Genomic DNA, 22,681 nt, shown 5'->3' with positions numbered 1-22,681 from the left:
CTTGAAAGATGCCGGAGCCCGCGTCCCGGACAACCGGCGAGGGTGCAATGGTGGGAACGACGTGACGCGTGAAAGTCCTTGAGTGCGATTCGAGTGGATCCTGAGAGGCTGCGGCAATTCCACGTCTCCTGAGGAAGGGACCACCATGCAGACCATCGCACCGGCCGTCATCGCACCGACCGCGCCGTCAAAGCCGGGGCCGGGGGTCCCGCGCATCGAACTCCTGCCCGACGAGCGCCACAGTGTGGCCGCACTCGCCCACGAGTACGCGCGGGCCTCGGCCTCGCTGGATGCCCGGCGATCCCTCCAGCTCGCCGCCCTGATGGCGCATGAGCTGCCGCGTTCGCTGCGGCGGCTGATGACCGAGTTCCGCCTGGCCGGGTCCCCGCACGCGGGCTTCCTGATCAGCGGGCTGCTCATCGACGAGAACGCGCTGGGCCCCACCCCGATGAGCTACCAGGAGCGCCCCGACCGCCCCGAACTGCGGCACGCGGACGCGGTGCTGTCCCTGGTCGGCTCCCTGCTCGGGGAGCCGTTCTCGTTCAGCAGCCAGCAGCGCGGCCGGCTGCTCCTCGACCTGTACCCGGTGCCCGGGCACGAGCTGAGCCAGCTCGGCTCGGGATCGACCGCCATGCTCGACTGGCACACCGAGGACGCCTTCCACCCGCACCGCGCGGACTGGATGATCCTGCTGGGCCTGCGCAACCACGACGCGGTGCCCACGACCTTCGCGGCCATGGAGGACATCGAGCTCAGCGACGAGCACCGCGCCGTCCTCTTCGAGAAGCGCTTCGCGATCCTTCCGGACGAGTCGCACTCCAAGAGCTTCAACGTGGCCACCGGCGCCGCCGAAGCGGCGGATGCCACCGGAGCCGAGCAGTTCCGACGCATCGACACCATGGCGAACCGGCCCGAGCAGATTGCCCTGCTGGAGGGCGACCCCGCGGCCCCGTGGCTGCGCGTGGACCCGCCGTTCATGCACACCAACCCGCTCGACCCGCAGGCCGCGGAGGCGCAGGACGCACTGCTGGCCGCGATCGAGGCGAAGCTGACCGACGTGGTGATCGGCCGCGGCGACCTGTTCGTCATCGACAACAAGCGTGCGGTGCACGGCCGCCGGCCGTTCACGCCCCGCTACGACGGCACCGACCGCTGGCTCAAGCGCATCAACCTCACGGCCGATCTGCGCCGCAGCGCCGGATCCCGGCTCGGCGACCACGGCCGGGCCGTGGTCTGACCCACTGCCGCAAGCGCTCACGCCGCGCCCGGACCGACCCTTTTCCCCTTGAAAGGATTCAAGGCCTTGGCCGCAGAACCCAATCTGATCCGACGCCACCGGCTGTTCCGCCGGTTCTGGCTGGCGCGCGCGGTCTCGCTCGTCGGCGACGGCGCAGCCATGGTGGCGCTCGTCCTGCTGGTCAGCCGTGGTGACCACGCCGGAACCGGTGTGTCGCTGATCCTCCTGGCCGAGTCCGTGCCGCGGTTCTTCGGACCGCTCGCCGGGGCGCTCGCGGACCGGATGGGCGTGCGGCGCCTGCTGATCGCCGCCGAGCTGGTCCAGGCCCTGGTCTTCGGGATCGTCGTACTGGCACGGCCCGGGCTCGCCGTCCTCGTGCCGCTGGTCGCGGTGGCCGCCGCGGCCTCCACCGTCTTCTCCGCGGCCGGCCGTACGGTGGTGCCGCGCCTGGTCGACGAGAAGGACCTGATGCCCGCCAACGCGTGGATGGGCACCGCCTTCAACCTCCAGGCCGCGCTCGGCCCGGTCCTCGGCGGTGTGTTCTCCGCCTGGGGCGGCGAGTACGGCGCGCTGGCCGTCAACGCGGGCAGCTTCGTGGTCTCGGCCCTGCTGCTGACCCGCATCCCGGCGCTGGAGCCGCTGCGCACCGGCCAGCGGCGGACCCTGCTGGGCGACACCGTCGAGGGGCTGAAGTTCGTACGGCACCACCGGGTGTCCCGGGCCATCGTGCTGCTGCTCCTGCTCGGCCTGTTCTTCGGCTCGCTCGACAACCTGGCGCTGGTCTTCCTCGCCGAGCACACCCTGGACGCCGGCGAGACCGGATACGGCATCCTGTCCGCGTCGTTCGGCGTCGCCATGGTCGCCGCCTCGCTGTGGCTGGTCCGCACCGCCGAGAGCCGCTCGCCCGTGTGGGTGCTGCTGGCGGGCTGGTTCTTCACCGGCCTGGGCCTGCTGCTGACGGCCGCCGCGCCGGTGCTGCTCGCCGCGATCGCCATGCAGCTGATCGCGGGCCTGGGCAACGGTGTGGCCAACGTCGGCGAGGAGACGCTGCTGCAGAAGGCCGTGCCCGCCGAGGTGCTGGGCCGGGTGGGCGGCACGCTGTCCTCCGCCGCCTTCTTCGGCAGCACGGCCGGCTACCTGGCCGGCAGCCTGCTCAGCCCCGACAGCCACGCCCGACTGGTCTTCGTGATCGCCGGTGGCGGCATCTTCCTGGCGCTCGCGCTGTGCGGCCCCGCGCTCCTCTCCGCCCGCGCAACGCTCACGGCGGCCCCGGCCGACGCCGAGGACCAGAAGCCCGCCGAACCCGCCGCCCAGCCCGTCGGACAGCCCGGAGCCGTGGCATGACACCGCGACGCTGAACCTACGGTGCTTCACGCACTGCCGTGTTGTGCGGCCGGCCCGACGGAAGACCATCCGCCGGGCCGGCCGCACGTCACGGTCGGTTCAGCAGTCGGGGATGACGGTGCCGTTGTTGTCCTTGGCGACGTCGTTGCCCCACTTGGACAGGTAGTACGCGGATACCCATTGCCCGGCCGGACCCATGTCCGGGTCGGTCTTCAGCCACCAGTGGTTGAAGCTGCTGCCGCTGCGCACCTCGCGCCCCCAGGCCTTGCAGAACACGTAATTCGTGCCCTTGCGGAGCGTGCCCGTGCTGGACGTGCCGGTCGGCGAACCGTAGACGGGGGCGTCCGCGAACGTGTCCACCCAGTACAGGCTGCCGCCGGGCGGCTCGGGGGACCCCCCTCCCGGGCCGTAGAGGCGGATCGCTCCGTAGTAGTCACCGTGCGAGGAGAGCGCGGAGACCTGGACGCGGCCGCCGGAGTACGGCGCCTCGGCGATGTAGCCCTGGCCCAGGTACATCGCCACGTGATGGATGGTCGAGGGCGTGTTCCCGAAGAAGACCAGATCGCCGGGGAGCAGCGGTGCGGTGCCGTCGCTGCGGTAGAACCTGGCGACCGCCCTGGAGGAGGTCCACTGGGTTCTGGTCACTCCGTTGATGACGTCGGTACCCACTGCGAGGTAGTAGGCGTAGCGGACCATTCCGGAGCAGTCCAGCCCACGGACGTGGCAGTCGTTCGGGGCACCGTTGGAGGGGTCGCAGATCCCGTACGTGGGGCCCGGCTGCCCACCGTGGCCGCCGCCCCAGGCGTACGGGGTCCCGATCAAGCCGCAGGCGGCGTTCACAGCCGATCTGGCCTGCGGAGCGGCCCCGGAGGACAGGACTGCGCAGGCCGGGGCCGCATGGGCCGGCGGGGCGCCGGAGAAGAAGACGATGACGGAGGCCAGCATGGCGAGGAGCGCGGCGAAGCGCAGGGCGGGGAGGGAACGCCGCGGTGGGAGGTTGACGCGCGTAGGCATGGCGGTGTCCTGGGCTCGTGTGCCACAAGTGGCTTGAGATGAGGGCCAGTTGGCGGCGGCCATTCAAGCAGTGCGATGCCGGTGCAGATAGTCCGCGAGCGAAAATTGCTGCAAGCGGTTTCCGTACCGCGGCATGAGCCTCACGCGCCCCGGACCGGAGGCGGCAGGACGCGAGGGCAGAACCGTCTCGGCGGCCACCGCCGACGGCAATCCTCGTCACATCACATCTGCCGCTCTGCTACTGCTCGATGGAACAGGGAAGGGAGCCGGGCATGACGACGTGGGGACTGATCCTGGAGACAACGGTCGGCTCGGGCGAGCACAAACACACCGAGGCCTACGTGATGGCGCACGTGGAGGGTGGGCGTGAGACGGCTCTGGCGGAGCTGGAGCGGCGGGCGCGTGCCTACACGCCGGAGCACCCCAGGAGCCCCAAGCGCCGCCGCCTCTTCCGCGACGGTGATGGATTTCTGCTGGTTGTCGACGGCGCGTGGCAGTCCCACGCCACCCGCTTCTCCGCTGCCGAACTCTTGGACGACACCGACCGCCCTGCACCGGCGGAACGGGTCAGCGGTGAACCAGCCGCGGCTGAGGCGCGGTCGGCCAGGACACCGACGCCGATACCGGCGCCGGAGTCCCCGCCACCGCCACCGCCGTCAACGGCGGCGGTGGCGGTGGAGCGGGACGAGGATGGCGTGCCGGTGAAACCAGCGTGGCTGGGACGTACCGACCTGCCGTGAGAGGAGTTGGCGCGCGGCCCGCTCCACAGCGCCCGTCACTGTGGCTGCCGCCCCGGAACACGGACTCCATGCGCGTACGGTCTGCGCATGGTTGATCAAGGACGTTCGTCTTCGGTACAGGACTTCGTGACCTGGGAGCCCGTGCTGCGGGAACCGGCCATCGGCTACCCGGACCTGGGGGTGCTCGTTCTGGTCGAAGGCGCCCGGGCCCAGCCCTGGCGGCAGCTCCCCGACCCGGTGCCCGGGGTGGCATCGGCCCCTTCGGCGGACCTCGAGCTGCTGGAGCGGACGCCCCGCGAGCGGTTGCCTGACGCGATGGTTTGACGGAGGAGGAGATCGCCGCCGCCGAAGCGCGCCTGGGCGTCACGTTCTCCGACGAGATGAAGGGCCCGGGCGGATACTTCGGGCAGGTCATCCTGATCGATCACGAGTAGAGCCTCGGTGCCGAGCGGGCTGAGCGGGCTGAGCGCTGCGGTCGGCCCGTCCGGCCGACTGCAGCGCTCTTCGCCCCGAGCAGGTACGCGGGGAGTCAGCCGCCGTCGACGTAAGCTCGGGCCGCCACCATCACGTCGCGCATCCTGCCGTCGGCGATGCACTGGGCCGGCGCCTCGTCCTCGAGCTGCGGGTTCATGCCGATCATCCACGCACGAGCCGTGTAGAGGCTTTCGGCGTCCTGGATGAGCTGGAAGACCTGCAGGGCCGCGCGCAGGCGCTGCTCCGACTCGGGTCGGGGTGTGGTGTCGCCCGATGCCCACTTGCCGACCTGCTTGGGATCGCTGATGTTGGCGATCCGCGCGGTCAGGCGCTGCCCCAGGTTCTCCTGGAGGAAGCGGGCGATCTCGCTGATGTGCATGCGCACGGTGGCGACGTGGGCTCTTTCGGCGCTGGCAACGCTCTTGGCGAGGGCGACGGGGGGCGTGGTGGTGTCAGAAGGCATGGTCAGGTCTCCCTCGTTGCCCTGACTACGCGCCCGTCCGGTGGCGGGTCGCGTGTTCAGGCGACGGGTGTCGGGGTGTGCCCGCAGGACCTGGCTGTCGCGTACTGCCACGGGGGGCAGACGGAAGGGACGCTCGGTCTCGGCGAGCTGCGAACGCTTCGTGGTGTGTTCCCGACCCGCCGGGAAGCGTGTACCAGCGCGGGTGGGGCGGGGCGTGCCGACCAGCGGTCAGCGGTCGGCGCTCAGCATCGATGTATTCCGGTCCGCGGGGATCCGGCACATGGCTGACTTGGGTGATCCGATGGTGCAGAGCCCGTTGCGGGCGGTGGTGCCGCGACGCGTGGCGCGAGCCCGACGGGTAAGAACGCACTGACGGCGCAACGGGTGTTGCTCATGAGATCCCCCACATGCTCCAAGTTGGTCTACGTACTGGTTAGGTTACCCATTATCACCTTCCAACTCCACCTCTTAGCCGGAATTCAGCACGTTCTCGACGGTACGTCAACTGGCGGGTTTGAAGCCGGACTTCCGTCCTGACCTGTCCATATGTTGCCGGGGTGGGAGGGTGGCCGGCGGCGTGGGGGCGGCAGAGAACGGGTTGTTTCGCTCTTTTGGACGACAGCGATGTGGCGGCTTTCAGGTTGGTTTCAGTCACCTTTTCAGGTGGGCAACGCGAGGGGATTGAGGGGGGTGGGTGGGGGGACTCCGGTCACAGCATCGTCAGGTCGTACTCCTCGGCCACCCGCCGCAGCGCCTCCGACTCGGGGAAGATCAGGCTGGTCTCCTCCTGCTTGAGCTCCACGTCGTTGAAGACGGCCCAGCACTTCCGCATCCCGAAGCGGGAGCGGTAGGCGATGCCGTGGACGAGGCGCTCCTGCCTCGAGGGGCCGGTGCGCTGGGTGATGGCCCACGCCGAGATCAGCCGGGTGATCCGGCGGTTGAAGCCCTGGATGTGCTCCGTGGTGAGCCTGTCCACGCCCTGTTCCGCCAGCTCGCCCTTGAGTTCGCGGGAGAGCGTCTCCAGGGTCCGCTCGTCGTCCACGTCGAGGAAGCGGACCTCCTTGGGAGGCTGCAGGCGGACCAGGATGTGGCGCGTGGTCCAGTCACGGGGGATCTTGCCGGGGGTCATGTAGGACGGCTTCATCCATTCGTCCCCGATGACCTCCCGCATCCTGGGGTCCACACGGAAGGGTGCTAAGGCCTCCGCGAAGCACCCGTCGTGCTGGGATGCGCAGTAGAGGGTGTCGTAGCTGACCAGACTCCAGCGGTTTCCGCCCGTCCGGGACGCGTCCTCCTGGCTGATCCTCTCGTACGTGACCGGGTTGTTGGCCTTCCCCAGGCGCCAGACGCCGTGGTCGGGCGCGGGGACGAGTACGACGTCCGGCTGTGCGGTGTCCCGGCTCATGCGGCCGCTCTCCTTGCTCCGGCCGCCCTCCGCGAGGCGCGGGCCGGTGATGCTCGTGGCTCGCGCAGGGCGGCCGGGCCGGCGGGGCGGTCCGGCCGCCGGGAGAGCCGGTCTCGTGACGGTGTGATGCACATGAGGGGCGCTCATGAGCGGATGGCGCGCGCCCGACGGCGTATTGATCCGTGGCACATGCCGAACGATCATTTTCATGCTCTGGTACGACCAACGCGACCGGGTTGCGGTGGTCATCGGGGGCGCACGAAGGAACGCAGGGGGCGCATGCGGGTGATCAGGCTCCGCCCGCCCGGCATTCGGCGAGGTCGATCTCCACCGCGGCGGCTCCGGCGTCCCCGGCGAAGGAGAGCACGAAGCGCCCGCCGGCCGCCGACGGGTGCGCGGCGAGGCTGCGTACGGGGCTCCCCACCGCGAGCAGCAGCCGGCACTGCCCGGTGGCGGCGTCCCAGACGCGGATGGTCCCGTCGGCCGCGCCGGAGGCGACGAAGCTGCCGTGGCCCTCCGCGTTCCACAGGGCCAGGGCGTGCACGGCCGCGGTGTGGCCGGTCAGCGGCTCGCCCAGGGGGCGGCGCTCGCGCAGGTCCCACAGCCGCACCGTGCCGGTGTCGCCGCCGCTGGCCAGATGCGGCGGAAGGCCGCCCAGCGGGCCGGGGTTGATGGCGACGGCGTGCAGGAGCCCCTGGTCGCAGCGCAGGGGTCCGCCCAGCGCACCACCGCGTTCCGCGTCCCACAGCCGTACGGTGCCGTCGGAGCTGGCGGAGGCGAACCAGTCCCCGCCCCCCTCGCACGAGGCGGCCGCCACCGCCAGGACCCGCAGGCCGTGCCCCGTCCACTCCCGCAGCGGGGCCAGGCGGTCCAGATCCCACAGCCGGACCGTCTCGTCGTCCCCGCCGCTCAGCAGCAGATGCCGGCCGTCCGCCGTGGCGCAGCCGGCCAGGGCGCGGACGGGGAGGAAGTGCCCCTCCAGGACGTCCGGCAGCGCCTGCCGGGTACCCGCGTCCCACAGCCGGATCCCGTGGTCCTCGCATCCGGCCGACGCCAGTACGCGCCCCTCCCGCCGGCGCGCCCAGGCCATCGCGGACACCGGCCGGCCGGTGTCTATCCGGGCGACCTCGTCCCCCGCGCCGATCCCCGCACCGATGTCCCGCACGTCGATGTGCGGGTGGCCGCCGCTGAGCGCGAACCAGGACGGGCCGCACAGGTCCCCCGGCTCCGGCAGCAGCAGCGCCCCGCCCGTCGCCGCAGGCTCGGCCGGCGTACGGGCAGTGGCCAGTGCGCGCTCCAGGACCTCCCGGTTCCACAGGCGCAGCGTGCCGTCGGTGGAGGCCGACGCGAGGATCCCGGAATCCGGTGAGGCGACGGGGCTGAGCGCGGTCACGGCGGCGGTGTGCCCGCTGAGCAGCGCCGGAGGCTCCTTCATGGCGGTGTCCCATCGGGAGACGTCCCATACGGCGATGCTGCTGCCTGTCCCGGCCGCGAGGAGGTGCCGTTCGCCCAGGGTGAGGGCGGCCAGGCTGCTCACCGGCCCGCCGGCGCCGGTGAGGGTGGCGAGCGGTCCGCCGACGCCCCAGACGGTGACGCTCCCGCCCGCGTGGCCGGCCGCGACCGTCCCCGGCCGCGTGGTCGCAGCGAGTACGCGTACGTCGGCCGGGACATCGAACCGTGCCACCTCCACCTCGGCCGCCGTGTCCCGGAACGCCAGGAACGCGCCGTCGGCGATCGCCAGCAACGGCCGGCCGGGCGTCTCCCCCTCCACCGCCGCCAGTGCGGTGGTCGTCGTACGCGGAGTGTCGCCCGGCAGGGTCAGCAGGTTCAGCGGGCCCATCCGCTCGTTCCACCACACCACCACGCCGTCCCCGTTGACGCAGAGCACCGCGAGCTCGTGCCCGCTGTCGCGGTACGCGCACACGTCGGCGATCCACATCCCGCCGGGCCGGTGGACCTGGTCGACGAGGCGGCCGGTCGCGGGGTCCCAGAGGCGGACGGTGCCGTCCGTACTGCCGGACACCAGCAGCGGCGACTGCGCGGGGCGCGGCGCGAGGAGCAGGTGGCGTACGGATCCCTCGTGCGCGCCGATCCGTTCGCGGACCGCCGTTCCCTCGACCGCGTCGATCAGTTCGATGCCGCCGTCGTCGTCGCCCGCCGCGAGGGCGGGGCGCCCGTCGGGTGCCGGCAGCGCCGTCAGGGAACGCACGGTGGCGTCGAGGGTGGCCAGGACGTTCACGGGCGGCGTCCACCGGGACCACAGCACCGCCAGCGGCCCCGCCGCCTCTTCGGGGGTGCGCGGGCGCGGCAGGCCGGGATGGCGCAGCGCCGTGTACGCGAGGTGCAGGCTGGCCAGGCGCGAGGGGTGGTCCTCCCGGTCCGCCCGGTGCAGGTACGGCTCGACGGCGGCCCACGCCTCCAGCCAGAGCCGGCCTTCCCGCCCCCGGCCCGGGCCCAGCAGCCCGCGGATCGGGCTGCCGGTCAGCCACGGCAGCACGTCGGCCGGCACGTGCGCGTCGTTCAGGACCCCGCCCAGGCGGGCGTGGCGCGCGAGGTAGCGCCGTACGTACGGGTGCGGGGCGGTGCCGGCCGCGCGGCCGCCGGTGTGCGGCGCGGCCAGATCGGCGAGCGCCCGTGCGATGCGGGCGTGCACGGCGGCATGGTCGTCCCTGTGCGTGTCCTCGTACGCGTCCCCCGTCGCGCCGGTCCCCGTCACCTCATCAGCGCCGCAGGCCTCATCAGCGCCGCCGGTCTCATCGGGCTGCTCCGCAGGCTCATCCTGGCCATCCGTCATTCCCATCCCCCCACGAGATGCCGCGCCGCCCGCAGGCCAGGCGCGCAGGACAGCGGCCAGCCGCTCGTGCGCCGGCCGGTACACCCGCTGGTCCTCTTCCACGTCACGGGTGAGATACCCAGCCAGCCGGCCTTCCAGCAGCACCCGGATCTTGGCATCGGCATTCTGGAGGGCCTCCCCGTGGACGGCGGACGCGACAGCGGGCCACACCTCCCCCCAGGCGATGCCGCGCCCCTGCGCGAACGCCGTCGCCCGCAGCAGCGCCAGCGCCTCGTCCGCCCCCAGGCCGTCCTCCGCCGACCTCGCCAGATCGTCCTTCAGCAGTCCCGTCGTGCCCTCGCCCAGCCGCGCGAGCCAGCTGGCGTCGGCCGCCAGCCGGGGCCCCTCGGTGCGCAGCTGGTGCGCCGCCACGCGGGCGTCGAGGAAGGACCGCCCCACCGCCTCGGCCACCGTCCGCGCGACCTCGGTCAGGCCGTGTCCCGCCCAGTTGGCCTCCCCGTCCAGGAGGGCCCGTACGTACCCTTCGACGTCCTTGCCCATGTCCTCGTCGTCGGTACGCAGCACGGCCGCCCCGGGGAACGCCTCCCGCAGCCGGCCCAGCAGTTCCTGGCCGCCGCCGCCGCCGTCCGGGGCGAGGCGGTCGGCGCCATCGCTGCTGCGGACGGCGACGACCAGCCGTACCCCACGCCGTACGGGCGACGACGGCGCGGCGCCGGACAGGTGTCCGGTCAGCGGCACCAGGACCTGGTGCACCACCGCCGCCGGGTTGGTCGCCTCGTCCAGGGCGTCGACGACGACCGTCACCATGGGGCCGGGCGAGCCGAGGAACCTCCGCAGCCCCAACTGCCAGCGGCTCAGCTGGTCCCTGCCCGAGGGGTCGGCCACGGCCCCCAGCTTCTTCGCGATGACCGTCAACAGCCCCAGTGGCTCCCGGTTGTGCGCGGTGACCGCGATGGTCACCGCACCCTCGTCCGGCACGGTGTCCTGCGGGCAGTGGCCGACGGCGGCCGCGAACAGGGCCGACGTCCTGAACGTCGCGTCGCTCAAGGTCACCGCGCGGCCCAGGATCGCCGATTTCCCGCTCGCGGTGATGCCCGTGACGACGAGGACCCCCGGCGCGCCCTTCAGGAAGGAGACCACCGAGGTGTTCAGCCGCTTGCGGCCCGAGAAGTACCAGCCGGTGTCGTCGGCGCCGGTGCGGCCACTGGCCTTCTCCAGCCAGTAGCCCAGGTCCTCCAGGGTCGCCGCCACCTCCTGCCGGCTCTCCTCCACCGCGGCCCGCTCCGGCCGGTAGCCCGGGTTCGGCAGTGCGGCGGTCGGCACGTGCAGCTTGCCGCCCGTCAGCGGGCGGCAGTCGAGGGACAGGCTCCGGCCGAGCTCCGCACCGACCGCCTGCGCCGCCTGATAGAGGGCCCGGCTGAACTCGTCCATCGTCAGGTACGGGCGGGTGACCCCGCCGGCCGTACGCAGCCACTCGTGGGCCCGGCGCAGGACGAGCGCGAACTCCCCACCCATCACCTGCGTCTTGGGCGCCGCGGTGGTCAGGACGTTCAGCGTGGCGCGCGTGGTGCGCGCGGTGTCCAGGCTGCGTAAGAGTTCCAGCAGCTCCCCTCCCACGTCGGCGGACTCGCACATGTTCACGATCACCAGGACGTCCCGGGCGTGCGAGTCGAGCGCGGCGATCACGATCTCCGTCGTACGCAGACCCGTCGCCAGGAGCCGCTGGGCATCGGTCTCCCGCAGGACCGCGAAGTGCTTGGCCGCGCCCGAGGTGAGGCCGTGGCCCGACACGTACAGCACCACGGGGACGTCCGGCTCCGCCTCCCGGATCCCCGAAGTCTCCAGGAAGCACTCCACGTCATGACGGCTGGTCACCGGCTGCGCGGGCGCCACCTTCACGAATCCGGGCCCGGCCGGAGGCGGCCGTTCCCACCACAGCGCCACCGCCTCCAGCTGCGCGCCGAGGGCCTGCCGCAGTGCCTCGGTCCCGTCCTCCATCGGCAGGACGTACAGGGTGCCGGCAGGCGGCGGCCCCACCACCACCGGCAGCGCAGCCTCCTCCACCGCATCGGCTAAGCCGATCTCGCCCCGCTGCCCGTCCACGGTCCCTATTCTTCACTGCCATGAACGAGCACCCGCACCAGCGTCGGCACCAGGACCGCACGGACGACTTACCCGACTACGTCACCCAGGACGCGGTGGTCGTCGTACCGGGGATCATGGGCAGCACCCTGCACGACACGACCACCGGCAAGGACGTGTGGGGCATCGGCGGAGTCTCCTGGCTGCTGAAGGCCTGGACCACGCCCTCCGGTCTGAAGTCCCTGGCCATGACCGAGGACGAGCTGGCAGGCAAGAACGGCCGCATCGAGGCGACCGGCCTCCTCAAGCACTCGGCCTGGACCCCGTACCTCGCCGGCAGCGAGCCGTACACCGACCTGGTCGACACGATCCGCACCAGCGTCGCCGACGACGCCGCGATCCTGGAGTTCGCCTACGACTGGCGCCTGCCCGTCGCCGCCAACGGCCGTCTCCTGGCCGACGCCGCGCGCCTCCACCTGACCGACTGGCGCCGCCACCCCGCCCACGCCGAGGCCCGCCGGCACCGCGCCGACCAGCGGGAGGGACGGCTCGTCTTCGTCGCCCACTCCATGGGCGGGCTCATCACCCGCGCGGCCCTCGACCCCGGCTACGACAGCGACCTCCAGGCCGACACCCGGGGCGTCATCACCCTCGGCACGCCCTTCCAGGGCTCGGTCAAGGCGGCCGTCATCCTCGCCACCGGCCGGGGCACCCCCGTACCGCTGCCGCACCGCAAACTCCGGGCCGTCTGCGCCACGATGCCGGGCCTGCACGACCTGCTGCCGCAGTACCGGAGCCTGCGCGCGGGGGACGACGTACGCCACCTCACGCCGAGCGACGTCGCGGCCATCGGCGGCGACGCGGAACTGGCGCGCAACGCGGCCCGCTTCCACCACGGCCAGAAGGGCATCACCCTGCCCGGCCACCGCTCCGTCGTCGGCGTCAACCAGCCCACCTGGCAGAACCTGACGATCACCGACGGCAAGGTCGAGGCCCACCTCGACGGCGCGCGGCAGAACTCCGACGGGACCTTCATCCTCGACCGGCACGACCGCGTCCGGTACTTCCAGGTGCACGGCGACGGCACCGTCTACAAGGAGTCGGCGGTCCTCACCGACATCATCACCCACCTGCCGCTCCAGCACGGCGACGTCGCCAAGGCGCAGACCGCCCTCGAGGCCGTCACCGAGATCGTCCGCGACGACATCAACCCCGGCCCGCCCCAGGGCGAGGCCGGCTGCGGCCTGAGCGCCCCCGACCTGGTCCCGGCGGGCCTGCCCTGGAAGCTCCACCTCAGCGACGTCGACACCCTCTCGGGCCTGACCTGCCGCCTCACGGACCTCGAGAACCCCACCCGCCCGACCCCACTCACCCTGACCTGGGAGGACGGCGTGGCCACCGCAACGGCAACCGCCCCGGCCCCGGGCCTGTACCGCATCGACGTCCGCACCCCGGACGGCTGCGACATCACCCAGCTGACCATGGCCACCGACCCGGACGAGCCCTTGGCGGAGGCGGAGGACTGACCCCGGCTCGCCCGAACGGCAGATGCCCGGAGGAGCCGAATCCCAGCTCCTCCGAGGGCAAGTCCCACCGTGATCCAGCTCGCCGAGCGGGAAGAGACGATGCGCGAACTCCAAGCCTGCTCCCCGCGCACGCGGGGGATGACCCTCAACGGAACCGCCACCGGCGCCTCTACGGGATTCTGCCCGGAGCGCCCAGCCGGGTCGCCTCGATCGAGATCTCGAACGGGGTCTCAAGCCTCGTCTTCGTCGTAGTCCGAGTCCTCGGGGTGCTCGTGCAGACGCTCGTCCAAGTCACCGGCCCAGTCCAGGGCCCAGGCCCGCAGCTCGGTCGTCTCGGCTTCCGTCAGACCGTACGCGGCGAACTCGGCGTCGTCGGCCCAGTCGGCTCCGGCGAGGCGGTCGCGGAGGTCGTCGAGGCGGAACTCGTCGCGGCCGTGGCGCTCGCCGAGGCGTTCGAGCTCGTGGGTGGTGCGGTGTCGTGAGGCGGCATGGACGTCGATGAGGTCGCGTACGGCGCCGCGGTCGGCCAAGGCGCGGACCTTGGTGCCGATCACGGAGTCGAAGGCGAGGACCGGCCCGTACTCGGTTTGGGCCGGCGGCGTCCAGAAGTGCTCCTTGAGAACGTCGACCTCGCACTCCCCGCCGGTGTCCGGGTCGATGGCCATCAGGCGGGCCGAGAGTGCGTCGACGGCGATCACGCGGACCTGCCAGCCCCGCTCGGCCAGGCCCTGCTCAAGGCTGGTGACGATCTCCGCCATGGGGGCGGGGTTCTCCGTGGCGACGTCGAGGTCCTGGCTCAGGCGCTCGACGAGGCCGTGGGCCTGGACGGCGTACCCGCCGGTGAGCACGAGGGGGTACGGCGCGCCGATGTCGATCACCGCGGCGAGGAGCCGGCGGTGCAGGTCGCTCAGCTTCACGCGGCGGCGGACCTCGCGGTGGCGAGCTCGGGGAACGCTTCCTCCCAGACCCGGCAGATGTGCCTGCTGACCAGGGTGCGCAGGATGGGCCACTGCTCCAGGAGGAGGTCGCGGTTCAGCAGGGTAACGAGGTCCTCGTGCTGGCCCTCGGCCAGGACAGTGCGGTAGAGGCCCATGCGCAGGCGCGGACGGTCCAGGTCGTAGGCGCGCAGTCCGGACCAGGCCACGTGCAGCGGCAGCTCGACCACGCCGTGCCGCGGACCTGCGAGCTTTTCCAGGGAGGCGGGCAGTCGGCTTGCGTACCGGGCGTGGAGCACCTCGGCCGCGGAGGGCGCCGTGCTGCTGGAGGAGGGCCTGACCATGGACCTGATTATCCCGCGTCCCGCCCGTCTCCGGTACCGCAGACGCGACACACCGCTCGAACCTGCCGCAGGGGTTCCCGTGGGTCCGGGAAAGCGGGGGAGAGGCCCCAGGTCTGGCAGCGCGCTTCCGCCGTGTCCCCGTCCGCTCGCTGGAACGGTGCGCCCGCCCTCGCGTCCACGCAGTCGCCCGGCACGTAGCCGAGCGGGACCCCGGCGCCCGCCATCGTATGTGAGCGCCGTCGTCAGGCCGGTCGGGCGCGGCCCTGGCCCGGACCCGCCGACGCTGATCCCGTGGCCGCGCGGCTAACACCCGTCGCCGAGGTTGATCCCCGACGCGGCGGCCGAGTACACGACGTACAACTGGATCAGCTCCATCGGAATCGCCAGAACACTGAACCACATGGTGGTGCCGGCGAGCAGACCCGGCCAGGTCTCCCCGAGCCGGAGGCCGTACCGGCCGCGCAGCCGTCGCGCGAGCAGCACGCACACCGCCACCGCTGCCACGCCGAGGACCGCACCGGCCCATCCGGGGACGTACTCCGCCATCGGGAAGGGCAAGTGCCGACAGGCTTCCCGCTGCCGGTCAGCCCACTCGTGCTGGATCTCCTGCGTGTGCAGGGAAGCCGCCACACCCGCCACGATCATCAGCGGCACCATCAGTGCCGCCGTCACCGTGCCGAGCGTGACGGCACGCTTCCGTGCGGCGGTGGTGACGCCGAGCGTGTCGGGGAAGGACGGCGCAACCATCGGTACCCATCAGTTGAGGTCGGACAATGCCTTGTCGGTCGCGGCGTGGCGGCAGCCGTCGTGCAGGTGGATGCGAGCAGGCCGCCGCGAGCAGGCGGAGGACACTCGGCGGAGCCACCCGGACGCCCTGCCGGTGCCAAGGTGCCGCCGCCGGTTCGCCGTGGCTCCTACTCGCAGTCGCCCAGGACCGACCCCGATCCGTCGGGGGTGAACGTGGCCCACAGCGTGAACAGTTCCAGGAAGATCGCCAGCACGTTGATCCACACCACGATGTAGGCCACGAGCCCCGGCCACGTCTCCCAGATCCGGAGGCTGTAGCGCCGACGGATCCGCCTGGCGAGCAGCACGCACAGGAGCACGGCCGTCACACCGAGGGCCGGCCCTGCCCATGCGGCGACGTACTCGCCCAGGGGGCGGGCCATGAGCCGGCATGCTTCCTGCTGCCTGTCGACCCAGTCTCCGTGGATGACCTGGACGTACCAGGAGGTGACGACACCGAGCGCGGCCACGACCGGGACGAGCAGTGCCGCACACAGCATGCCGGGCGAGACGCGGCGCGCCCGCCCGGTGTCGTGGACGGCGGCGGGGGAGGGGGAGGTTTCCATCAGTACCAATTCGGGTGCGGTCGGACGATGTGGATGCGCTGCTCACCGTGGTTCTTGGCGGCGATGTGTTCCCGGCTGTCCAGACTGACGTTCTGGAACGAGCTGGTGTGCTGGCTCAATTTGACGTCGCCGTCAGGGGTCACCGAAGTGACCACGGCAGCGTGGTAGATCTCGCCCTGGGGCTCGGCCGGGTCGGAAGCCACCTGCTCGTAGAAGATGACGTCGCCAGGGAGTGCTTCCGCTTTCGTGACCTCGATACCGCCATTGCTCACCAGGAAACCGTGCAAGCCCCACTCGTCGCTGACCGCGGCGCGCAGGGCGTCAGGTGAGAGGCCTGAGTTGCGGGCCACGTGCTGGCCAGGGTGGACATCCCGGCACCTGAGGCACCGATGAGCACCACCGGCGCGTTCCACCCCGGGGAAGTGATGTCACACCCATCATGACAGGTCAGAGGGTGTTTTCGTAGGAGGAACGGCACAGGCGACCAGCCTTGTTCGGCCCTCTCCGGGGCGCCCAGAATCTCCGTTATGAATCACTCGGGGAAAGTCGATCAGGACGACATCGTTCGAGCGCGGAATGTGCTGCTCGCGTCGGGACGCCGCACGCCGTGCGAGGAAGTCGACGCCTACCGGGTGCTCGCTCAGGTCAGCCCCGCCTCGTACCTGCCCCTCTTGGCCAGGGCGCTGCAGCGTCTGAGCTACGACACTGGCTCCGGCAAAAAGCATGCGGCCTGTCTCGCGCTGCGCGAGGAGGCGGTGGCCGCGGCGCGGTCCATCGATCCGGCCGAACCTGCCCGTGCGGATGTTCTGTACGAGGCTCTCAACACGTGCCAGAGGGAGCTGTACAGCCTGGGTCGACGCGCCGAAGGACTCGCCATGCGGGCCGAGATGCTCGCCATTGGCCGTGCACAGGCCGAACTGTCCGGCGACCCCGTGGTCAAAGGGCTGCATGAGTGGGCTGCCGGTCTTTCCGAGGAAGGCCGGTATGCCGAGGCTGCCGATGCCATGACCGAGTTGGTCGCAGCGATCCTGCCCGATGGGCCCGGCAATGGCGGTCTCGCCTGGTCACTCCTGGGATGGATCGCCGCTCTCCATGACGCCGGCAGGTCCGGCGAAGCACTCGCCGCGTTCGAGATGCTCGTCAGGATGGAAGCGGCCGAAGCCGCGAATGACCGCGGCTCGATGGCCTGCCATCTCTACTCGCTCATCGGGTACGCGCAGATGCTCGACACTCACGGCCGAGGCGAGCAGGCGGTCCTCGTGCGGCAAGAGGCACTCGCCTTGCTGACGGAGTTGGCCGATAACGGTGAGCGGAAGTCCTGGAGCGGCTATCAGGCGTCGTTCTGGGCAGTGCTGCTGTCCTTCTCCGGCGCCGAAAGTGATCGGCCTGCGCCCGATGGACCGCGTCCGCCTTCGGGGGCGGCGCCCATGCAATGGTCGCCCGATGCCAAGCGGCGCTGCTTCGACAGCCGTCATGCCCTACGTGAAGAGGTGGACGCTCTTGCTCCGCGAGCCACGGAGGATCCGGACTGGCATCTGGCCGAACTGGTCCGCCTGCACCGGGTCCTCACCGTCCGCTCCGCCGTTTACTGGGAGAACCGCACCCATCTGTTCGCGGAGCGAGTGCGCTCCCTGTTCGACGACGGAGTGGGTCTGGCCCGTCGGCTGTCTCAGCGCGATCCGGCAGACGGAACGCGGACACTGGCCAGGATCTTGATCGATCGATCGACCTTCCACGCCGCCACCGGCGAGTTCAGGCCTGCCCTCGACGACTTCCGCCAAGCCCTGAGCTACCTGGGGGAAGCCAACCACTGATCTTGTAGGCGTGGGGTCGTGGGGGCTGACAGCTGGTGATCGTCGCGGTATCCCAAGGTGACCGTCAACGGCGACCGAGCGCCCCGTCCCACCTCTCTCGATGGCGCCGCTTCAGCCGGCCTCTTCGGCCGACTGAAGCGCTCACCGGTCAGGCACCTTGTTCAGCTCTGTTCCCGCTCCACCGGAAGCCACAGCTCGGCATCGGCTTCGATCCCGTCCGAGGACAGGCGGGTGTGCAGGATCTCGGGGCCGGGGCGGCTGCGGTACGGGTTGGACGGAAACCACTGCGTGAACACGTCCCGCCACAGCTCCTGGATGGCCTGTGGCGCCGGCCCGGACGTGGTGAAGACCGCCCAGACGCCGGCCGGGACGGGGAGAACCGTGGTGCCGTCGGGGGCAGCCGCCGACGTGATCACCCCTTGGTAGTAGTCGAGCTCGGTGCCTTCGGCGCGGCTCGGGTCCAGGTCGTCGCAGACGGCGACGATGCCCTGCGGCTCCTGGTCCGACAGCTTCTCCAGGCGCCCCAGGATCTGCCGGTCGATCCCGCGGACGAAGTCGATGATCGCCTGGTTCGGCCCCGCGTGCACCAATGGCACCCGGGCCTTGAGGCCGACGACGCTGAAGTCCGGCCTGTCCACTACGCGATAGCGCATGCTGCTGCTCCCTTCGACGGTGAGGCGGAAGGTCAACCGGGGCTGGGAGACGAGCGCGGCGCCGATACGCCGGGCCTCACCGGGGCCGACCCCGTGCATGACCCGGAACGCCCGGGCGAACGCCTCGCCCGAGCCGTAGCCGTAGCGCACCGCGATCCCCAACAGAGGCTCACGCCCTGCGAGAACCTCGGCACCCGCGACAGTGAGCCGACGGCGCCGTATGTACTCCGACAGCGGCATGCCTGCGAGCGCGGAGAACATCCGGCGCAGGTGATACTCCGATGTGGCCGCGATGCGCGCCAGCTCGGCCGCATCGACCTGCTGGTCGAGGCGGCGCTCGATGTACTCCAGGCTCTGGTTGAGACGCTCCAGCACTCCCGGTCCCCTTCCTCTTTCGCGATCACCACGCTAGGCATCAGGCCCCCTGCCGGACCCGACATCCTGTGCCCGGTCAAGTCGGGTACGCGCGGCAGCCCGGCTCCGCAGCCCGGCTCCGCAGCCCGGCTCCGCCGACTCAGGCGCTCGCTCCCAAGTCGCCCGGGAGGCGCGCGTACGCAAACGGGCAGCCTGCGCGTACGACGACGCCGAACGGCCTGATCCATGGCCCGGGGCTCTACGCTCGAACCATGAGGCATCGCGACCAAGCCCCCGAGGTTCAGGACGTACGGAACGCGGCCGCGGAAGGCACGGCGCGCCGACTCGTGCTCCTGCGACACGCCAAGAGCGCCTGGCCGGACGGGGTTCCCGACCACGACCGCCCGCTCGGGCCCCGCGGGCTGCGCGACGCGCCCGCGGCCGGCCGACTGCTCGCCCGCTCCTTCGACGTGCCGGATCTCGTGCTGTGCTCCCCGGCACGCCGCGCCCGGGAGACCTGGGACCTGGCCGCGGCGGAGCTGGACCGCACGCCGCCTGTCCGGCACGACCCGCGCCTGTACGGGGCGGACGCGCGGGACCTCCTCGACGTCGTCCGTGAAGTCTCTCCCGAGGTGGGCACCTTGCTGCTGGTCGGGCACAATCCGGGCCTGGAGGATCTGGTGCTGCTGGTCGCAGGGGCGGCCGTGGGGGACGCCTTGGAGCGCGTCCGCACCAAGTTCCCGACCTCGGCCGTGGCCGTACTGAGCCGGCAGGGCGCCTGGTCGGACCTCGAGCCGGGGAGCGCACTGCTCACGGACCTGGCCGTCCCTCGCGGGTAGCGGGAGGGCCGGGGTGTCCTGGAGGGCGGGCCGGGGCTCCTCGGCAGGTTCTTGCAGGTAGGGCCGAGCCCCGCGAGTGGGCGCTCTACCGGGGCGTGGAGGCGTACACCCTCCACGGCGTCGTTCCTGGAGGCCCCGTCGACGGCGAGGAGCCGGCCCTGGACCTCGGTCTGCTGCGGACCTTCCCGCCCCGCATTGCTCTGAGGTCACTCGACGTCGACGACCAGGGCCAGGCGTGGACCTGCCACCAGGCCTCTTCTTGAGTGGCTCTGCCGGTTCCTGTTTCCAATCCCTGATCTGGTGGGGTGCGGGTGCCGGCTGACACTGGGCAGGTGGGTGGGCGTCGTTCGTCGACGCATCGGCTGGTGGTCTACCTCGCGGTCTTCATACCGGACTCGGTCGAGGCCGGCCCGGTCAGCAGCAGGGCGTCCTGGCACTCGATCTCCCGTCGGTATCTGCGGTACGAGAGGTCCAGCCGGTCCCGCAGGCCTCGGGGCCCGGGTTCCCAGGGCAGCACCACGTCCGGGTGGAGCGCGGTCAGTCGCCGCCACGCCGGCCCTAGGAGGAGGAAGGCCCGGAGGTCGTCGAACCGCCGCCGACAGCCCACCGCGACCCGCCAGACGGCGGTGAAATGCAGACCGAGCACACTGGCCAGGACCGCGGCCTCGGTAAAGACGAAGTTCAGCACGCTGTACCAGGTGAACCAGCCGCCTTCCAGCAGCGGCTGACCGGCGACCAGGAACAGCCGGTTCACGCAAGTGATCGCGTAGGCCGCCATACCGACGGCCCCCACCGCAACCCCGACGGCGATGTGGCCGCGCACCATTCGGACGATCCGGGCGCAGGCGATCGCCGAGGCCCCGGAGCACATCAGGAAGAACAGGTTCCCGATCACGTAGACGCCGACGATCCGCCAGTCCCCGGTGTACTGGTTCTGCAGCGGATTGGTGCGCAGGGCCGCCGGAGTCGATGCCATCAGAGCGGCGAGCAGCCCGCTCACCGCCCACGCGGTCAGGAAGAGCTGCCCTCGCCACCAGGGAACCGAGCCGGCGCGCTCCAGGGGCGTCCACAAGTAGGTCGTCAGCAGGGCCAGGCTCACCGACACACCGGTGTCCATGATGATGGAGGCGACCCCGGGCAGGGTCGTGAACGGGATCCGCGCGCGGACCGCGGGGATGCCTACGAGCGCGGCGACGGTGAAGCTGCCCAACGCGGTCAGCAGCATCGGGGCCTGCGGGGTCGGCCGGGAGCCGACCCGCAGTGCCACCATCTTGGCGAGCAGCGCCAGGCACAGGAACGCGGACAGGAGGGACTGGAGACGGGTGATCACGGCGGCTCAGGTCCCGCCGAAGTACCGCTGTACATCCCAGGCCACTCCTGCCTCGGCCCGGTCGTCGATCGCGGACTCGGCGAAAGCGGCGGCCAGCAGTTCCGCCTCGCGCTCCGCCGCCGAGTCGTGGACCGAGCGGAACCGGACCACCGCGCCCCCGTCGGGGGCGTGGTCGAGCGCGGACAGCGCCGGCTCGTCGTGCCGGTACCGCTCGCCCTCGTGCTCGCACAGTATGTGGGCGAGTTCGTGCAGCACGATGTGGTCGCGGTGGGCCCCGACGGCAAGGTCCTGGACGATCACAACGTCGTCGTCGGTCCGGCAGACCCAGACCCCCATCGGGCCCGGGACCGGCAGGCGCGCCTCGATCACCCGGATGGGCCTGCCTCGCACCGAGCCGATCTGGTCGCACAGCTCGTGGGCGGAGGTATACGGATCGAGCCGCAGGGAGCGGACGTACCTGCGGCAGTCGCGCATGGTGCGCAGCCGGCCAGTGGTCACGGGGTCTGCTCCATGGTGTCGAGGATCGCGATGAGCCGGTTCCTCAGCTCGGGCGTCATGCGGCCGGCGCGTAGGGCGATGTGCTGCACCTGCCGGTCCGCGAGCGCGCCGAGCCCGTCGGCCGTGTCGGGTCCGTCGGCCGTGAAGTGGGTGGACGGTGCGCCGGGGGCGGCGCCGTGCCCGGGGGCAGTGCCGGTGGCGCCGGACGTGAGCCAGTCGACGCTGATCTCTGGCTGGCCCTCGGCGAGATGGTCGTTGAAGAACCGGACGAGCGCGATCACCACGGCGATCGAGGGGTTGTTGTAGCGCCCGGACCGGAGCATCCCCAGGTAGCTGCGGGAGAGCCGGACCCCGTAGCGGTCCTCGGAGCGGCTGATCAGGTCGGCGACCTCGCCGGTGCCGAAGGTCTGCCACCGGCCTCGATGGTCGAGAAATCCGGCTACCGAGAAGAGGTGGTTGATCCGACCGGTGAGGCTCTCACCGCCGCCGTGCAGGCTCAAGGGGTCGCTCCGTTCGCCATGGCGCGTCGCCCTGGCGGGACCTTGCCGGGTGGGGCCAGGGCGACTGCCGTCCGTTCGTCGGTTCGTGCTCATCGCCCGGCCCTCGCTCCCAGGACCGACCGGGCGTGGTCGGCCACGGCTGACGCCTCCGCCGGGCCCAGCGGACCCGAGCGGACGGCCGCCGCGTTGGCAAGGAAGTGCTCTGGCCGGGAGGTCGCCGTCAGGACGGTGGTGACTTGGGGGTGCGCGAGCACCCAGCGCAGCAGGGCTTCGGACCAGCTCGTGCAGCCCAGTTCGCGCAGGAAGGCCGCAGGCGGCGGCGTTGCCAGCAGCGCGCCTTCGCCGAACGGCCGCATCACGACCACGCCGATGCCGGCCTCGGCGGCGGCCGGGAGGATGTCTTCGGCCAGGGTGGGCTGCGCCGCGTTCATGTTGACCTGGACGAAGTCCACCAGGTCCGTGGTGAGGATGTGAGCGAGGTCGGCTCGGGTGCCGCCGATGCCGAAGGCGTGGTCGAACTGGTAGGTGACGCCGGTGAACCGGACCCGCCCGGCCGCTTTCTGCCGGTCCAGCCAGCCCAGGTTTGCCTGCCATCCGTTGAGGTTGTGCACCTGGAGGAGGTCGATGGAAGGGCGCGCGTAGCCCGCGAGCTGGCGGGCGAAGACGGCTTCGACCGCCTCCGGTTCGGTGTCCCAGATCTTCGTGGCGACGAAGAACGACGGGTCATCACGGAGTAGTTCCGCAAGTCTGGGTTCCGCGTCGGAGTAGACCGGGGCTGTGTCCACCAGCTGGGCGCCGACCGCGCGGGCGGCCGCCAGCAGGCCTGCCAGTCCGTCCGGGCCGACCCGGTCGATCGTCCGCCAGGTGCCCAGTCCGAGGACCGGAAGGTCGACGCCGGCCTTGCGGGCCAAGCGCCGGGGCACGGTCGAGGTCATCGGTATCCCTTCGCTGCAAGAGGCCGGCGCAGGGGGACGCGCCGGATG

At 71.5% G+C, this 22,681-nt stretch carries 22 protein-coding genes; 8 read left to right on the top strand and 14 right to left on the bottom strand.

Going from position 1 to position 22,681, the window contains the following annotated elements; genetic code table 11:
- Nucleotides 1-145: 145 nt before the first annotated feature.
- Both gntD and OHT74_RS41280 read left to right on the top strand, forming a co-directional pair.
- Nucleotides 146-1,237, top strand: coding sequence for a guanitoxin biosynthesis L-enduracididine beta-hydroxylase GntD (gntD, locus tag OHT74_RS41285; protein ID WP_328623554.1), 1,092 nt, complete (start codon nucleotides 146-148; stop codon nucleotides 1,235-1,237).
- Between the two features lie 66 nt (nucleotides 1,238-1,303).
- The gene (locus OHT74_RS41280) at nucleotides 1,304-2,581 is read left to right on the top strand and encodes an MFS transporter (protein WP_266674388.1); all 1,278 of its coding nucleotides are present in this window, start codon (nucleotides 1,304-1,306) and stop codon (nucleotides 2,579-2,581) included.
- 99 nt (nucleotides 2,582-2,680) lie between these two features.
- Here OHT74_RS41280 and OHT74_RS41275 read toward each other — a convergent pair whose 3' ends face one another.
- Nucleotides 2,681-3,595: a C40 family peptidase gene (locus OHT74_RS41275; protein ID WP_328623553.1), complete on the bottom strand. Its 915-nt coding sequence runs from the start codon at nucleotides 3,593-3,595 to the stop codon at nucleotides 2,681-2,683.
- 272 nt (nucleotides 3,596-3,867) lie between these two features.
- On the opposite strand from OHT74_RS41275, the gene OHT74_RS41270 reads away from it, so the two are divergent.
- Both OHT74_RS41270 and OHT74_RS41265 read left to right on the top strand, forming a co-directional pair.
- Entirely contained in the window at nucleotides 3,868-4,335 is a 468-nt protein-coding gene (locus OHT74_RS41270; protein WP_328623552.1) for a hypothetical protein, read from the top strand.
- Between the two features lie 87 nt (nucleotides 4,336-4,422).
- Nucleotides 4,423-4,659, top strand: coding sequence for a hypothetical protein (locus tag OHT74_RS41265; protein WP_422070979.1), 237 nt, complete (start codon nucleotides 4,423-4,425; stop codon nucleotides 4,657-4,659).
- A 205-nt stretch (nucleotides 4,660-4,864) separates the two neighbouring features.
- On the opposite strand, the gene OHT74_RS41260 is transcribed toward OHT74_RS41265, so the two are convergent.
- From OHT74_RS41260 to OHT74_RS41250, 3 genes are all read right to left on the bottom strand, one after another.
- Complete coding sequence (locus tag OHT74_RS41260; RefSeq protein WP_266674394.1) at nucleotides 4,865-5,272, bottom strand: XRE family transcriptional regulator; 408 nt, start codon at nucleotides 5,270-5,272, stop codon at nucleotides 4,865-4,867.
- Nucleotides 5,273-5,981: 709 nt separating this feature from the next.
- Complete coding sequence (locus OHT74_RS41255) at nucleotides 5,982-6,677, bottom strand: RES domain-containing protein (protein ID WP_328623551.1); 696 nt, start codon at nucleotides 6,675-6,677, stop codon at nucleotides 5,982-5,984.
- Nucleotides 6,678-6,966: 289 nt separating this feature from the next.
- Nucleotides 6,967-11,574, bottom strand: a complete 4,608-nt coding sequence (locus OHT74_RS41250) for a WD40 repeat domain-containing protein (RefSeq protein ID WP_328623550.1) — start codon at nucleotides 11,572-11,574, stop codon at nucleotides 6,967-6,969.
- Between the two features lie 20 nt (nucleotides 11,575-11,594).
- Between OHT74_RS41250 and OHT74_RS41245 the strand changes: the two genes are divergently transcribed.
- A complete protein-coding gene (locus OHT74_RS41245) occupies nucleotides 11,595-13,079 on the top strand; it encodes an esterase/lipase family protein (RefSeq protein WP_328623549.1) in 1,485 nt (494 codons plus the stop codon).
- Between the two features lie 230 nt (nucleotides 13,080-13,309).
- Here the strand turns inward: OHT74_RS41245 and OHT74_RS41240 are convergent, their stop codons facing one another.
- The 5 genes from OHT74_RS41240 to OHT74_RS41220 all read right to left on the bottom strand — a co-directional run bounded on the left by OHT74_RS41240 (nucleotide 13,310) and on the right by OHT74_RS41220 (nucleotide 16,060).
- Complete coding sequence (locus OHT74_RS41240) at nucleotides 13,310-13,996, bottom strand: nucleotidyl transferase AbiEii/AbiGii toxin family protein (RefSeq protein WP_328623548.1); 687 nt, start codon at nucleotides 13,994-13,996, stop codon at nucleotides 13,310-13,312.
- Complete coding sequence (locus OHT74_RS41235) at nucleotides 13,993-14,358, bottom strand: hypothetical protein (protein ID WP_266674404.1); 366 nt, start codon at nucleotides 14,356-14,358, stop codon at nucleotides 13,993-13,995. Before OHT74_RS41235 ends, OHT74_RS41240 begins: the two co-directional genes overlap by 4 nt.
- A 303-nt stretch (nucleotides 14,359-14,661) precedes the next feature.
- Nucleotides 14,662-15,105 carry a hypothetical protein gene (locus tag OHT74_RS41230; RefSeq protein WP_328623547.1) on the bottom strand — a complete coding sequence of 148 codons (444 nt, stop codon included), beginning with the start codon at nucleotides 15,103-15,105 and terminating at the stop codon, nucleotides 14,662-14,664.
- 167 nt (nucleotides 15,106-15,272) lie between these two features.
- Nucleotides 15,273-15,710: a hypothetical protein gene (locus OHT74_RS41225; protein WP_328623546.1), complete on the bottom strand. Its 438-nt coding sequence runs from the start codon at nucleotides 15,708-15,710 to the stop codon at nucleotides 15,273-15,275.
- Nucleotides 15,710-16,060: a hypothetical protein gene (locus OHT74_RS41220; RefSeq protein ID WP_266674410.1), complete on the bottom strand. Its 351-nt coding sequence runs from the start codon at nucleotides 16,058-16,060 to the stop codon at nucleotides 15,710-15,712. The genes OHT74_RS41225 and OHT74_RS41220 overlap by 1 nt, the downstream gene beginning before the upstream one ends.
- 177 nt (nucleotides 16,061-16,237) lie before the next feature.
- Between OHT74_RS41220 and OHT74_RS41215 the strand changes: the two genes are divergently transcribed.
- Nucleotides 16,238-17,524, top strand: a complete 1,287-nt coding sequence (locus OHT74_RS41215; protein ID WP_328623545.1) for a hypothetical protein — start codon at nucleotides 16,238-16,240, stop codon at nucleotides 17,522-17,524.
- A 161-nt stretch (nucleotides 17,525-17,685) separates the two neighbouring features.
- Here OHT74_RS41215 and OHT74_RS41210 read toward each other — a convergent pair whose 3' ends face one another.
- Nucleotides 17,686-18,552, bottom strand: coding sequence for an AraC family transcriptional regulator (locus tag OHT74_RS41210; protein WP_328623544.1), 867 nt, complete (start codon nucleotides 18,550-18,552; stop codon nucleotides 17,686-17,688).
- 251 nt (nucleotides 18,553-18,803) lie between these two features.
- Between OHT74_RS41210 and OHT74_RS41205 the strand changes: the two genes are divergently transcribed.
- A complete protein-coding gene (locus OHT74_RS41205; protein WP_328623543.1) occupies nucleotides 18,804-19,370 on the top strand; it encodes a SixA phosphatase family protein in 567 nt (188 codons plus the stop codon).
- Between the two features lie 95 nt (nucleotides 19,371-19,465).
- Entirely contained in the window at nucleotides 19,466-19,633 is a 168-nt protein-coding gene (locus OHT74_RS41200) for a hypothetical protein (RefSeq protein ID WP_328623542.1), read from the top strand.
- Nucleotides 19,634-19,740: 107 nt separating this feature from the next.
- Here the strand turns inward: OHT74_RS41200 and OHT74_RS41195 are convergent, their stop codons facing one another.
- The 4 genes from OHT74_RS41195 to OHT74_RS41180 all read right to left on the bottom strand — a co-directional run bounded on the left by OHT74_RS41195 (nucleotide 19,741) and on the right by OHT74_RS41180 (nucleotide 22,633).
- Complete coding sequence (locus tag OHT74_RS41195) at nucleotides 19,741-20,700, bottom strand: MAB_1171c family putative transporter (protein WP_328623541.1); 960 nt, start codon at nucleotides 20,698-20,700, stop codon at nucleotides 19,741-19,743.
- Nucleotides 20,701-20,706: 6 nt separating this feature from the next.
- A complete protein-coding gene (locus OHT74_RS41190) occupies nucleotides 20,707-21,198 on the bottom strand; it encodes a hypothetical protein (protein WP_328623540.1) in 492 nt (163 codons plus the stop codon).
- Complete coding sequence (locus OHT74_RS41185; RefSeq protein ID WP_328623539.1) at nucleotides 21,195-21,698, bottom strand: hypothetical protein; 504 nt, start codon at nucleotides 21,696-21,698, stop codon at nucleotides 21,195-21,197. The genes OHT74_RS41190 and OHT74_RS41185 overlap by 4 nt, the downstream gene beginning before the upstream one ends.
- Before the next feature lie 89 nt (nucleotides 21,699-21,787).
- Nucleotides 21,788-22,633, bottom strand: a complete 846-nt coding sequence (locus OHT74_RS41180; RefSeq protein WP_328623538.1) for an aldo/keto reductase — start codon at nucleotides 22,631-22,633, stop codon at nucleotides 21,788-21,790.
- Between the last annotated feature and the right edge of the window lie 48 nt (nucleotides 22,634-22,681).

It is taken from the genome of Streptomyces sp. NBC_00354, from assembly GCF_036106915.1.
Lineage (GTDB): Bacteria > Actinomycetota > Actinomycetes > Streptomycetales > Streptomycetaceae > Streptomyces.
The sequence above is the reverse complement of the archived record's forward strand: the minus strand, read 5'-3'. Positions and strand labels throughout refer to the sequence as shown.